This is a genomic window from Elusimicrobiaceae bacterium (assembly GCA_017520185.1).
Classification (GTDB): Bacteria; Elusimicrobiota; Elusimicrobia; order Elusimicrobiales; family Elusimicrobiaceae; genus Avelusimicrobium.
On sequence record JAFXGO010000029.1, the window covers coordinates 56,546 to 70,288 of the forward strand.

Below are 13,743 nucleotides of genomic sequence, written 5' to 3' on the forward strand. Positions count from 1 at the left end.
TATATTGGTAAGCAAGATAATAATATTATAATATAAGTTAGATGACTACCGTTTATCTTTACCTTCTTTCTGCGTTGATTGCTTGCCTCATTACGGCAGGCAGTTTGCCGTTTTTGCACCGTTTTTTGGCAACATTCTTTTTAGATAAACCGAATCACTTAAAAAAACATCAAAGAGCCGTACCCGTTTTGGGTGGTTGCGCTGTGTTGTTGGGACTATCGGCCAGTTTGATTTTTATCCGCTTAACCACAGATTTCCCAACAGGGACACTGCACAGTTTACGCGGTATATTGTTGGCTACAGGCGTTATTTTTTTCTTGGGTCTTGCCGACGATATCCAAAAACCAAAAGGCATCTGCGTTAGTATAAAACTTTTGGGGCAAGCCTTAGCAACAGCCATACTGATGTATTACGGGGTACGCATTACTTTATTTGATTCTGCCGCTCTCTGCTACCTGATTACTTTCTTTTGGGTAGTCGGCCTGACTAATGCTTTTAATCTGTTGGATATTCAAGACGGGCTTTGTGTCAGCCAAGCCATGATTTGCGCTTTGGGTTTGGCCCTTATAGCCCTACCCTCTGAAGTTATTTATATTAATTTTGCCGCATGGGCCATGCTCGGTGCGTGCGCCGCCTTTTGGCCCTACAATCACGCCGTACGTTTAAAAACTTTCCTAGGCGATAGCGGCAGTATGATGCTGGGGTTTCTCTTAGCGGCCCTCTCCTGCGGTATGGGATATAGCGAACATTCTTCTTTAGGATTTTTGACACCTTTGTTTATTTTGGCTGTACCTCTTTTTGATACTGCTTTTGTGGCTGTTATTCGCGCCTTGCAAGGCAAAAATCCCTTTAAAGGCAGCCCCGACCATGCCGCCCTGCGTTTGCGCCAAAAAGGCTTTTCACCCACCCATGTGTTAGTTTTATTTTCGCTTTTGGGCATAGCATTTAACGTCTTGGCTTTCATCGTTTCTAAATCCGCCACGCTCACCATTTCCTGCATTAGCGGCTTTTCCGTTTTCTTATTTCTAATTATTTCCCTGTTTTTGGCCAAAATAAAGGTTCACTCATGAAAACCCCCAATGTAATTCAAACCGATATTTTGATCTTAGGCGGAGGTTTAACCGGCCTGAGTACGGCTTTTCATTTAGAGAAAGCGGGATTTACAGATTATCTGCTTGTAGAGAAAAATGATTTTTTCGGCGGTCTGGCAGCCGGCACACAACAACAGGGCTTCACCTTTGACTATTCAGGGCATCTTTTACATTTAAGAGACCCTTATACTCTTAAGTGGATGCGCTCTTTGCTAAAAGGTAATTTAAATAAAATAAAAAGACAGGCTTTTATTGATTTTGACGGGAAAAGGGTGCCTTTTCCTTTCCAAGCCAATTTATGGGCTTTGCCTGATTCTGTGCGGCAAGAATGCTTGCAAGGGGCATTACAAGCCCTACAAAACAAAAACAACAAACCAAAGACTTTTGAAGATTGGTGTTTACGTGCGTTCGGTCGGGGTATTTACTGCCATTTTATGCGGCCTTATAACCGTAAACTTTGGCAAACCGATCCCAAAGAAATGACGTGGGATTGGTGTGGCTCTTTTGTACCGGAGCCGGATATAGATCAAATCCAACGCGGAGCGCAAAAAAAACAAAAGCAATCTTTCGGGTATAACAGTTATTTTTATTACCCTAAACATGGCGGATGCGCGGCGGTACCGGATGCATTGGCAGAAAAAATACCCAACACATGGTTAAAAGCGAAAGTAAAAAAAATAGATTTCAAACGCCAAGAGGCCCACATTAACGGACAAATCATTTCTTTTAAGCGGTTAGTCAGCACGATACCTTTAAAAGAACTCATTAAAATAAGCACCGCGCCAGCCACCCTAAAAGCAGAAGCACGCAAACTCAAACACACCACCGTAAATGTGCTGAATTTTGCCGTTAACCGCGCCGTAGAGCCTTTTCATTGGTTGTATTTTCCACAAGAAAACGTGCCTTTTTACCGCGTAGGAATGCAGAGCAGTTTTTCTGTACACAATGCCCCTGCCGGCACCAGTTCTTTTTATGTAGAAACAGCTGAAAAAATACGCAATTACGAAGAAATGGAAAAAGCCATTTTTCAGGCCCTTATCCAAAAAGGTATAATAAATAGACAGGATAAAATCCTTCTTTCTTTCTGGCAGACTTTGCCCGTAGCATACAGTATATATGACAAAAACAGGGCTTCTGCCGTCAATAAAATTTTACATTGGCTATCCAAGCACCATTGTTTCTGCGGCGGACGGTATGGACTGTGGGAATATTCTTTTATGGAGCGTAGCCTTTTGCAAGGGCGGGAAATAGCCCAAAAACTGTTATAATAAAATGATGAAAATACTCGTTTTTGGGGGTAGTTTTGACCCCGTACATAAAGGACATATTGCCGTACTTAAAAAAGCACTACGAGTGGTCAAACCAGATGTGGCCCACGTCGTGCCGGCATATCATTCCCCTTTTAAAGACAAATCCCCCACTCCCTTTAAACTGCGCATGCAAATGGCTAAAGCAGCCTTTGGCCCATTGGCCGATAACATAGTCTTTGATGATTATGAACTTAAATGTGGCGGCAAAACCTATTCTTATCAGTTGGTAGAATATCTGCTGAAACGCTATAAAAACGCCGAAATATATTTATTGGTCGGTACTGATTGCTTAAACGATTTGCATAAATGGAAAAATGCACCCTATATTTTTCAAAATGCTACCGTTGTAGGCGGCAGACGGCGTGGTTTTAGCGAACACAAAGCCGATTTTAAACATATTTTTCTACCGGGAAGTTTCCCTAAAATGTCTTCTACGCGCGCCAGAGCCCATATTTTGGCCAGCGGCACTATACCGGAAGACAAGATCCCTCCTGCTGTCGGAAAAGTGATTTTAAAACATGATTTATACGGTTTGGCCGTACACCGCTGGTTAAAAGCCCACTTAAAGCCTAACCGCTATTTACATTCCGTCAACGTGGCAGAACTGTGTGCCATCTTAAGCGACATCTATGATGTACCTATAGAAAAAGCCATACAAGCAGGTATTTTGCACGATGCCGGGAAAGGATTTTCCGGTGAAGAACTGATTAAAATTTGCAAAACTCATAAATTAAAAGTGCCCTTTTTTGAGGATATTTGCCGCTTTGAGCCGCTTTTGTTGCACTCGTACGTATCGGCTTGGATTGCAAAAAAAGAATTTGGCGTCAAAGATAAAGAAGTTTTAGACGCCATCAAAGAACATACGTTGGGAAGATTGGAAATGACGACGCTAAGCAAAATGTTATTCGTGGCTGATATTTCCTCCAAAGACCGCAAATATAAAGATGCTTTTGTCATTCGTACTTTGGCGGCGCAAGATTTAGAGAAAGCCCTTCTGTATGCCGCTAACCGCAAACTATGGTTTACCATTGACAGTCAAAAATGGCTCTGTCCGCTTGGGATTGAATTATGGAATCACCTCGTAAAATGCGCCAACTAACCGGCAAAGTTTTACTTTTTGCCTTGCTGGCCCTGACGGGGTGGGCTTTTTATGTGCAGTTATCCTCCGCCACTGTTTCTGCTTTGGCAAACAAACAGGACACCACTTTACATATGGCTATTTTGACTCAACCGGGCATGACGCTTTCTTTCAATCCATCTTCTCGCAAAATAGTTTTAAATACCGTCAAACGTAAAAAATTACCTAAAGACATAAAAGACAATGCCAAAGATTTGCTGGAACAAGCCGGTATTAAAGCGGGGCCTTTGCGTTATTACATGCCGAAAACAGTTAAACGAGACGATTATTGGGAGCAATTTAAATATATCCTCTCCGCTTGGCATTATAACCCGATGTTAATAGGCCAATTTATAGGGAACTATTTAACAGCATTACACGATAAAAGAACCAATCTCACCCCTGCCGAATTTTTACTTTTTTCAATGGCGGCCACGCGTTTGGAAATTACCGATTTTACGGTCCGAGATGTAGCCGACAACAAGAAGAAAAAGAAAAAATCCGTCGCCAAAACACAAGCCCCCAAAGACTATATTCCGGAACCGGTGGAAGATTTGGCCCCATTGGCGGTCAAAGATAGGCCGTTGTTGGTAGAGGTGTTAAATGCATCCGGTGTCAAAGGGGCTGCGTTGGAACTCACCCAATACTTACGAGAAAAAAATCAAAAAGGACTTTTATTTGTAGATGTGTTAAATTATGAAAATTTTCCCGGTGGTGAACTAAAAGACAAAAGTTATATTGTAGATTACACAGGAAGATTGAGCCAGGTAAAGCAGCTCAGTACGGCTATCGGTTTAAATAATGAAATCATTGCTGAGAAGCAAGGTAATGCTATTTGCGATGTACGTATCATCATCGGAAAGGATTTCAGACAGCCAATTTAGCCAACAATCTATTTTAACCAATCTGCAAAAACCTCCGATTTTAAAAATCGGAGGTTTTTTATCACTAAAGATTATACCGATTACTACCATTAATCAAATTGGTAAAAGTTCCCCCATACTCAGACATAGTCTGTTTGCCAATTCATCATTTTTATCAGCCCAACATTGCCTGGTAGTAGCAGGCGGTTTAGCATAGTAAGACGCATTAGGTTTATTCATAGAGCAATAAACGGTGGGAACCAAATTTCCATCTCCGTCCGTCTGCGTATCATTTACAAAGCACGTAAAATCTTCACTCCAACACCAGCGCCCTCCTTCCAGAATAGAGCAACCGGTCGGCTCCAGTGCCAATTCATTTAAATCTACACTATATTTACCGTTTTCCAAAAAGTAAATTTCTTGTGCTTTGCGAATAGTTTCGGCAGAAATAACGGCTTGGGTAAAACGAGATTTAGCAACCGCCAAATTATATTGTGGCAGTGCCACAGCAGATAATATACCGATGATCAACACCACTACCAACAGTTCTATCAGTGTAAAGCCTTTATTATCTCGGATTTGTTTCATTTTCATTACCCATTTTGTTAAGTTTTCGCACAGATAAAGTTTAATAAAAAAAAAACTAAATCAAGGTTTTTCTTTTTCCATTGAAAAAATACATTTTATAATCAAACAAAACGATTAAAATCAAAATAATATCCAGAATAGACTTTATCAAAAATGAGGGTTAGTCTCTCCGACGAAAAAAGATAAAAATCTAATTAATTTTCCGGCTTGTTAGGGGCCAAAAACATCTTTTATAATAAGAGTATAGAAAGTAGGATATAGATTTACCAAAAGTCCCCGACGTATTACAGATTTTCGTTCCTGCAAGGGAACTGCCATGGGGGATAAATGGGGAAAACAGGGGAAATATGAGTTTCCGTGATGAGGAGAAACTGGTATTTTTCCCTGTTTTTTTATATCTAAAAATTCCAACAAAAAACCCCATCACAAAAGATGGGGTTTTGGTTTAAAACATTTTATTTCTTTTTAGCTGCTTTTTTGGCTGGTTTTTTGACGGCCGTTTTTTTAACGGCAGCTTTTTTTACAGTCACTTTTTTAGCAGCCGGTTTTTTGGCTACGGCTTTTTTAGCACAGGCCTTTTTAGCACAGGCCTTTTTGGCCACCGGTTTTTTAATAGCGGCTTTTTTTACAGTCACTTTTTTGGCCGGTTTTTTGGCTACAGCTTTTTTAGCGCAGGCTTTTTTGGCACAAACTTTTTTAGCGCAGGCTTTTTTCACAGCCGGTTTTTTAACGGCAGCTTTTTTTACGGTCACTTTTTTGGCAGCCGGTTTTTTAGCTACGGCTTTTTTTACGGTTTTTTTAACGGCCATTTTCTTCTCCTAAGATAATTAGTTTTAACCTCATAAAAATAATACCACAAAAACTTTTTAAAATGCAACTTTTTTCCGTCTGAAAAAATCTTTTTTAAAAATTCAAGTCCCCTTATTTTTTCATCGTTGTTATTTGTTTTTAAAATTATTTCGACGAGAAAAAAATTTTTTACACAAAAAAAATACTCACTATTTTTATTTTTCAATCAAACAAAAAAACGCGAAAATATTTTCGCGTTTTTTAAAGTTAGCTTAACCTAATTTTATCTTTTAAGCATCTTTTCTGCAGTAGCCACCTTAGATATTTGAGCTGCTTTTAAACCACTTTTTTTTGTTAGCAGAGAAATGATTTCCATAAAATCTTCCATTTTCCCCTCCTTCAGTTCCAACTCAATCTCTCGGCAGGGCAATGTGTCTGCTGCGGCATAAATACAGTAGCGGTCCAACGCGGCTTGGCATTGAGAAGATTTATAAGCAAATTCATAAATTTGGCGATCGTTTTTTATTTCAAATTTTACCCATAAATCCGTCAATTTTATGCCCTCCCATTCTTTTTTCTTTTTCAGTTCACTTAGGGCTTGATTCACATCTTGTACTGGTGGCAAAGGAAGCGTCAATTCCTTACGGCAAGCCAAGCCATCTGTCAAACAAGTACGCGTTTTAAGCGTTGCCTCCCAAGAGTTGTCCATCTGACGAATACGCAAGGCCACTTTTTCAGCAGACAAAGTGCCGGTTGAATTTTCTAGATAAGCATCAGAAATTTTCACTTCTTTAAGTGCAGGCACAACCCCTAACACAGATGTTAAAGCCGATAAAAAGCTTTCAAAATCTTGCTCCGTTTCTACGGTCCATTTAAATTCTCGTTCTATAGATCTCATGTAATTAGTGTAGCAAAATCAGGCGGGGCCTTTCTTTAAAAAAGTATAATATATTTTATGAAGAAACTCAGACAACCAACCTCTTTAAAATGTTTTGCCTGCGGACGGGAAAATCCGTTTGGGCTAAAAATGGAATGGTTTAATAATTACGACGAAAACCGCATTGAAGCCGATTTTACGTTGAGCGATAATTATTGCTCTTATCCAGGCGTCGTACATGGTGGCATCGTGGCCACTATTTTAGACGAAACAGCAGGTCGTGCGGTACTTTTATCCAACGACTTTAACCGCTTAATGGTGACCCTCAAATTAGAAGTAGTGTATAAAAAAGTGACTCCCACTAACACCCCCCTCAAGGCCATTGGACGCGTCATTAAAAACGGAACGGGGCGCGCGCAAGTAGAAGGAGAAATCTTGCTTCCCGATGGCAGTGTGAGTGCAAAATGCAGCGCACTTTTATACAAAATGCCGCAAGAAGTAATGGACAACTGGGGCAGCGAAGCCGAAGAATGGGCCCGCACCACTCCCAAAGTGGAAGAGGAAATTGCATCTGAAAAAGAATAAATCTTTGCACGCAATACATTTATTTGCTATAATAAATGTAGACGGATCGGTAGCTTAGTTGGTAGAGCGCCTGCTTTACACGCAGGAGGTCAGGGGTTCGAGTCCCTTCCGGTCCACCATTTGATAAGGCACTTCTTACGAAGTGCCTTTTTTGTTGCCTGCTTAATGGGTTCCCCGTCGGTGTTTAACCGATTTTCTTATCTATCCCCGTCTTGGAGAACTTTTTGGTAGGAAAGAAAAAGGCCCCTAACTGGCCTTTTTCTCTAACCGCCGAATTTGCAGGATCTAAATTCGACTCAAACTCCCCCCTTTTCTGTCGTTTAATTTCTGGCATCAAACCAAGCATTAAAAACAAAAAATCACTATTTCTTTTACCTCATATCGTCTATCAGTTTTAATAAATCATCCACTGTTTTACAATCATGCAAAGACCCTGAAAGGAATTTATCTAACAGTATTTTTTCTTTTTCCTCTGCAGAGAGATACGGATTATTTTGGATATTTTGAAAAACAGGATCTATACCATTTTTAAAACCTATACCTAACCCTAATACTACTCCTTGCCAAAAAGTTAATTTTTCAAGCATTTCCCCTCCTATTTTACCAACTCATCACTAATCAGTTCTGCTTGTTCCAGCACGCGGTCAATAGCGCCTTGTTGTTGGTCGGGCGGATAGTTATATTTGCGTAAAATCCGTTTCACCTGTAGCATAATACCGGCCTTCACACTTTCCCGTTTACTCCAATCCACCTTCACGGAAGAACGCAAATAATTGGTTAATTCTTGCGCAATTTGCTTCAGTACCGCATCGCCCAACTCCCGCACGGAGGACTCATTCTCTTCTAAAGCATTATAAAAAGCCAGTTCCTTCTCGCTCAGTCCCAAACTTTCCCCTTGGCGTGTGGCCGCATTTGTCTCTTTGGCCAAATCAATTAAAGCCTCTATAACTTGGTAGGTTTCCAGAGCGCCGTTATTATACTTATTTACAATTTCCTTTAATTTTTCGGAATATTTTTTCATTTGAGCCAAATTGAGTCTGAACTTACTACGGATTTCCCCCTCTATGAGCCGTTTCAATAACTCCGCCGCCAAATCCTTTTGTTTCATAGTACGGATTTTCGCCAAAAACTTTTCATCGACAAGGGATAAATTCGGCTTTTCCATGCCGATTTGCTCAAAAATATCCACAGGGTGATCCGTAGACACCGCCTGAGCCACCAAAGTTCCTATTAAACTGGCTAAATCCTTCTTGTTGGATTTATTTTCTCCTTCCGGCTTTTTATTCATGGCCGTTCTTATCAAGCAGAAAAAAGCCAATTCTTCCGTCAAGGCTGCCGCCTTGGGCAAACTTTGGCACAATCCATAGGCCTTTTGAGCAGCTAACACATTATCGGAAAAATCACTTTGAGCAGTTTCGCGATTTACGGCATGAGACAAAATAAAGTTCCACGCTTCGGGCAATAATTCATATGCCTTCGTTCTAAACTCGTTATAATCAAATCCGCTCAGGAACCCTCGGCACACGTCCATATAAGCCAGCAATTGCTCGTATGCCCGCTCAATATCTGCAGCCACCTCACCCCGCCCACCACCGCGGGTATAATCGCGTACGGCTTCTTCCAAACTACGCGCCATGCCAATATAGTCCACCACCAAGCCCGCTGGCTTATCCTTAAACACACGATTCACACGGCTGATGGCTTGTATCAAGTTATGCGCGCGGATTGGTTTATCTATATACATAGTATGCAGACTAGGCACATCAAACCCTGTCAGCCACATATCACACACGATTACCAATTTTAACGGGTCTTGCGGGTCTTTCATGCGGTTTTCTATGGCTTTTTCCACCTGTTCATTGTATAGATGCGGTTGAAAATTTTGCGGATCAGCAGCAGACCCCGTCATAATCACTTTGATAGCCCCCTTGGTTGGGTCGGCATTGTGCCAATTTGGGCGCACTTTTACGATTTCTTCATATAAGCGCACGGCAATATCGCGGCTCATACATACAATCATTGCTTTTCCGTCCAAAGATTCCAAGCGCTTTTCGAAGTGTTCCACTAAATCTAAAGCCAATACTCTCAATCTTTCGGGAAGCCCCGCTAATTTTTCCACCGTCAACCAACGCATCTGTGCCTTTTCCGCATCGGACAGATCTTCCGCCAATCGGTTCACTTCTTCATCAAAATGTTTTAGTAATACTTCGCGCGTGTTTAGCTGAATATGCCGCGCCTCATAGTATATCGGCACGGTGGCGCCGTCGCGGATAGCGTCTTGCATATCATACACATCTACATAGGGTCCAAAGACGGCTTGTGTATCTCGGTCCCCTTCGGATACAGGCGTCCCCGTAAAACCTACAAAGCACGCATTGGGCAGGCCATCACGCAAATATTTAGCATAGCCGTATTTTAATTTGCCGGAGCGGAAATTCGCCCCGAATCCGTACTGCGTTCGGTGGGCTTCGTCCGAAATTACCACAATGTTTTTTCTATCGGACAAAACAGGAAAAACATCTTCCCCATTTTCGGGCAGGAACTTTTGCATGGTGGTAAAAATCACACCACCGCTCGGGCGGTTTTTAAGGAGTTCCTGCATTTCTTCGCGGCTTTTGGCGGGCACAGGGGATAACTGCGGCGCACAACGTGCAAAAGTGCCCGAAAGTTGAGTGTCTAAATCGTTGCGGTCGGTTATCAGCACAATAGTTGGATTGTTCATTTCGGGCGAGCGCATAATTTTATGCGCCACACATACCATAGATAAACTCTTACCTGAGCCCGTCGTATGCCAGATAACTCCACCCTTATTACTGCCGCTTTGGACGGCTCGCAAAATGCTTTCCGCCGTTTTTCGTCCGGCGAAAAATTGATGATACCCCGCTATCTTTTTAATGGTCTGTGCTTCTTCTTTTTCAAACACAACGAAGAATTGCAAATAATCTAAGAGTTGCTCTTTATCAAAAAACCCTTTAATCAAAATTTCCGCTTCATGCTCGGTGGGGTTATCCCGCTTTTCCCCATGCAAGGTGCGCCACGGCATATAGCGCTCCTCTCGGGCGGACACGGAACCGATACGCGCCACGATTCCGTCAGAAATAATACATGCCAAATTATAGTCAAATAAGTCGGGAATATCCGTTTTGTAGGTTTGGATTTGGTTATAGGCGGCGGTAGTGTCCGTTTTTTCGTTGGCGGGGTTTTTGAGTTCCAATAGAGCTATGGGAAGCCCATTCAAAAATACCACGATATCGGGCCGACGGGTGTTCATGTTGCCTTGGATAGAAAATTGGTTGATAGCCAAAAACTCGTTATTTTCGGGATTAGTAAAATCTACTATTTTTACGTCGGTGGCGGTATCTTCCCCCGTGGCGGTTTTGTGGCAAACTTTTATTCCGTCTGTCAGATAATGGTAAATGGTTTCATTGCGGGCGATAAGGGTGGCTTCGGACGGATTAACCAAAAGTTGGTAGGCCTCGTCCAACACCGCTTGCGCTACACCCGGGTTTAAGCGAACAAGAGCATTTTTAATATTTTGCGGCAAGACAACTTGGCGCACGTCCTCCCGCAAAGGGCTTACACCTTCCGGCAGAATATCCGGCCCATAAGCGGTTTGATAGCCGATTTGCCTAAAATACTCCATACAATAATTTTCAAGGTCTTGTTCGTTGATTAGGTTCTTCATTTTTCATTATTTCCAACACAGCTTTGATTAAATCATGTGGAACTTCCTGCCAACTAGCTCTTTTAATGCTTCTCTGCAGGGTTAGCCAATTTTCTAATTTATATTCATTTACTGCTTTTTCTATATAATGTTTAATTTCCTTATTTGAAATGGCATGATAAGAAATTTTTACAATTCTGATACATTGTTTTTTATAAGAAAATGCAGAGACATTATGCAAATGCCAATTATACGTTATCTCGGCAACAAGTCTGCTTAATATTTCCAAGCCCAAGTATTTATCGGCTAGGTTTATATCTTCATCAGAAAATCCTACTTTTTTTAATCCTTTAACAATAACAGGTTCAAGAATTTTCGCTGTTAATAACAATTCATATTCATCTAATGTGAGTTGTACGGCCATATTTTTCCTTTACACTCTGATTTTTCCGGAGATGAGGGGTGGTAAAAGCGTGTCGCGTAACTCCGTCAATGTTTGTATTTGTTTTAAATTGCTTCTAATTTTTACAAAATATATCTCAATAATTCCTTGAAATTGTCTGACAAAATCTTCTGTTGCCATGCAGACAGGGATGCTGTTCATATTCTTTTGATTCAATTTGGCTTGTACCGCTCCTGTGACGTAGGGTTGTATTTGTACATCACTTAAAAACAGATACAAAAATTCTGTACCAACTGGAGCTTTTCCTTGTAACACATGTGCATGATTATTTACCCATATTTTTCCAAAAACATATTGCAGAAAGGGCGTCCCTTCGGGTTTGACAACAGAACCGTCCTCTCCTAACAACAAATATATTCCATCGAAGAGAAAATCATCGACATGATCCATTATCGATGTTGCACCATAGTAAGGATAATTTCCTTGCCGTTCAGCACGTTCTCTATTGGATAATGGAATACGTTTAGAATCATAACATGTTGAAATATCTCCCAATGTTTTTACTTGCCAGCCGAGAGGGATGAGGCCGAGAGAGGAGTTTTCAAAATCGGACGGGAATAAATCGTAAAGTTCGTCGGTTAAGTGATACTCACGTATGATATCGGCTTTGGGGAGGCCTTTTTGTTTGGCGTGGACGACGTCAAAATCCACAAACCAACTCTTAAAGATGGCCTTTGCCATATCTTCTAGCGTTTTATTTTGCTTTTGCAGCAGTTCAATCTTATCATCCAACGCCCCCAATATCCCCGCAATCCTCTTCTGTTCCTCCACCGGCGGCAATAAAATATCATAATTCAACACATTAGAAGATTGGATGCGTTGATGACTATTAGAAGTCCCCGTAGCACATCCAATCATTGCATCTGTAAAGAAGGGGCTTGTTAAAATATAAAATAGAAAAGCTTGTTCAATCTTGTTTGCATAAATGGGCAAAAATTCCGTAGAACAGATCGTATTTTCTTTTAAACTAGAACCTAATTTCCATACCCTTTTAAATTTTATATTTAATTTGTTGTATAAAATGGCATTCGGTTCCACCAATAATTTATTGCTTTTGATGTCTTCTCCTTTAACGTATTCAGGTGTTTTCTCCATATCAAAAGCGGGTAAACTATATAAAGTGTACCTCATTCCAACTTCAGGAGAAATGGAACGCTTTTTAATAGTACAAATATCCTCTAATTTACACTTTTTCCAATCACTTTTTTGCATTTTTCTTTTTTAACTTTTGATATACTTTCTTTGATAGTTCTTCATCTTCTTTAAATTCTTTAAATAACGGCCAATTCTCCCACTCATCTAATCTCAATTTAGCTTTTGAGATTAATTGACAGAACTTTCTCTTATCGTTTTTTAAGACAGCAAAAGCCAGTTGAAATATTGGTTGCAGATGCGAGGTCTTGATTTTATTTAATTCTTTTTCGTATTCTTTTTGCATTCCAGAATATTTCAACGCCAACAAATAATTAACTTGAGATTCTGTTTCTAATTCCCCATCAATAAAATCTATTTTTTTACAACTATTAAAATATTTTAATACTAAAGAATATTTTTCTTTTTTTAGCAATTCAAAAACATCTTCTTCCAAAATCCAATGAAGAGCTTTTACGTTTTTCATATTTACAGATAAATAAGTTAATAAGATCAACCCAAAAACATAAATTTCATTATACACTTCATCAAAGTATGAATCTGTTATTTTTAATTCTGTTCCTATGGGAATATTTTTGCCACTTTCTCGAATATATTTTTGATTTACTTTTCCTTCGTTGTGAATCAAAATATTTCTTCTCTTATCGGCTTCATTAATTAAGTCCAAATCAGACGACAGGTCTTGATCTTTTATTCCTAGTATTTTAAGGACTAGTTTTACCTGTTCTTGCCAATTTTTATAAATAAGGCCATCGACATATCCTTCCACTACCAATTTTTTAAGTTCTTCGATATCTGATGAAACATTTAGGTCGGTAATAGAAACTTTAACTTCTTTATCTTGTAAGGCTTCCCAATGTTGGTAATAATATACTTTTAAAACATCTTTCATCAGGAATTCCAAATAACTAATCAAAATCAAGAAACTACTTTTTTTCAAGAGCGATAGACTTGGTGATATTTTACGCAACGCAGCAAAATGTTCTTCTATGATTTGGATTTCTTCACTTGTTAATTTAGATTTTGCCAATATTTGTCTGCCTGCAACTTCTTTCCCTTTCTGATCAAATAGTTTATCTACAATTGGAGCCTGCTTTTTTATATCGTCAATCATTGGATTGAGAATTTGCATAAATTGTAAAATAGCCTTCATATTTCGGCTAAATCCAGTTACTATGTAAGGGACTTCTTTGATACATGAATTCTTTCCTTTTACTTTTTTCTCTGATTTTTGAGTCATATTT

General features: G+C 39.9%; 13 protein-coding genes and 1 tRNA gene. 6 read left to right on the top strand and 8 right to left on the bottom strand.

What is annotated here, in order from left to right; all coding sequences use genetic code 11:
* Window positions 1-41: 41 nt before the first annotated feature.
* The 4 genes from IKL48_04325 to IKL48_04340 are packed head-to-tail and all read left to right on the top strand — an operon-like array spanning window position 42 to window position 4,402.
* Window positions 42-1,070 (top strand): undecaprenyl/decaprenyl-phosphate alpha-N-acetylglucosaminyl 1-phosphate transferase, encoded by a 1,029-nt coding sequence (locus IKL48_04325; GenBank protein ID MBR3603888.1) that lies wholly within the window; start codon window positions 42-44, stop codon window positions 1,068-1,070.
* Complete coding sequence (locus IKL48_04330) at window positions 1,067-2,359, top strand: FAD-dependent oxidoreductase (protein MBR3603889.1); 1,293 nt, start codon at window positions 1,067-1,069, stop codon at window positions 2,357-2,359. The genes IKL48_04325 and IKL48_04330 overlap by 4 nt, the downstream gene beginning before the upstream one ends.
* 4 nt (window positions 2,360-2,363) lie before the next feature.
* Window positions 2,364-3,500: a bis(5'-nucleosyl)-tetraphosphatase (symmetrical) YqeK gene (gene yqeK / locus IKL48_04335; protein ID MBR3603890.1), complete on the top strand. Its 1,137-nt coding sequence runs from the start codon at window positions 2,364-2,366 to the stop codon at window positions 3,498-3,500.
* Window positions 3,470-4,402 (top strand): LytR C-terminal domain-containing protein, encoded by a 933-nt coding sequence (locus tag IKL48_04340; protein ID MBR3603891.1) that lies wholly within the window; start codon window positions 3,470-3,472, stop codon window positions 4,400-4,402. The genes yqeK and IKL48_04340 overlap by 31 nt, the downstream gene beginning before the upstream one ends.
* A 93-nt stretch (window positions 4,403-4,495) precedes the next feature.
* Here IKL48_04340 and IKL48_04345 read toward each other — a convergent pair whose 3' ends face one another.
* The 3 genes from IKL48_04345 to IKL48_04355 form a co-directional block, all read right to left on the bottom strand.
* On the bottom strand, window positions 4,496-4,960 hold the full coding sequence (locus IKL48_04345) for a type II secretion system protein (protein ID MBR3603892.1): 465 nt from the start codon (window positions 4,958-4,960) through the stop codon (window positions 4,496-4,498).
* Window positions 4,961-5,424: 464 nt separating this feature from the next.
* Window positions 5,425-5,778 (bottom strand): hypothetical protein, encoded by a 354-nt coding sequence (locus IKL48_04350; GenBank protein MBR3603893.1) that lies wholly within the window; start codon window positions 5,776-5,778, stop codon window positions 5,425-5,427.
* A gap of 263 nt (window positions 5,779-6,041) precedes the next feature.
* Window positions 6,042-6,656 carry a CYTH domain-containing protein gene (locus IKL48_04355; GenBank protein MBR3603894.1) on the bottom strand — a complete coding sequence of 205 codons (615 nt, stop codon included), beginning with the start codon at window positions 6,654-6,656 and terminating at the stop codon, window positions 6,042-6,044.
* Window positions 6,657-6,713: 57 nt separating this feature from the next.
* Between IKL48_04355 and IKL48_04360 the strand changes: the two genes are divergently transcribed.
* Window positions 6,714-7,220 (top strand): PaaI family thioesterase, encoded by a 507-nt coding sequence (locus IKL48_04360; protein ID MBR3603895.1) that lies wholly within the window; start codon window positions 6,714-6,716, stop codon window positions 7,218-7,220.
* A 43-nt stretch (window positions 7,221-7,263) separates the two neighbouring features.
* A tRNA-Val gene (locus IKL48_04365) sits at window positions 7,264-7,339 on the top strand.
* A 252-nt stretch (window positions 7,340-7,591) separates the two neighbouring features.
* Here the strand turns inward: IKL48_04365 and IKL48_04370 are convergent.
* From IKL48_04370 to IKL48_04390, 5 genes are read right to left on the bottom strand one after another with little or no spacing between them, the layout of a single operon-like run.
* Window positions 7,592-7,807 carry a hypothetical protein gene (locus IKL48_04370; protein ID MBR3603896.1) on the bottom strand — a complete coding sequence of 72 codons (216 nt, stop codon included), beginning with the start codon at window positions 7,805-7,807 and terminating at the stop codon, window positions 7,592-7,594.
* A gap of 8 nt (window positions 7,808-7,815) precedes the next feature.
* Window positions 7,816-10,905 (bottom strand): type I restriction endonuclease subunit R, encoded by a 3,090-nt coding sequence (locus IKL48_04375; protein ID MBR3603897.1) that lies wholly within the window; start codon window positions 10,903-10,905, stop codon window positions 7,816-7,818.
* Entirely contained in the window at window positions 10,874-11,308 is a 435-nt protein-coding gene (locus IKL48_04380; protein MBR3603898.1) for a hypothetical protein, read from the bottom strand. Before IKL48_04380 ends, IKL48_04375 begins: the two co-directional genes overlap by 32 nt.
* 9 nt (window positions 11,309-11,317) lie before the next feature.
* Window positions 11,318-12,559: a restriction endonuclease subunit S gene (locus tag IKL48_04385; GenBank protein MBR3603899.1), complete on the bottom strand. Its 1,242-nt coding sequence runs from the start codon at window positions 12,557-12,559 to the stop codon at window positions 11,318-11,320.
* Complete coding sequence (locus IKL48_04390) at window positions 12,546-13,739, bottom strand: hypothetical protein (GenBank protein ID MBR3603900.1); 1,194 nt, start codon at window positions 13,737-13,739, stop codon at window positions 12,546-12,548. The genes IKL48_04385 and IKL48_04390 overlap by 14 nt, the downstream gene beginning before the upstream one ends.
* Window positions 13,740-13,743 lie beyond the last annotated feature (4 nt).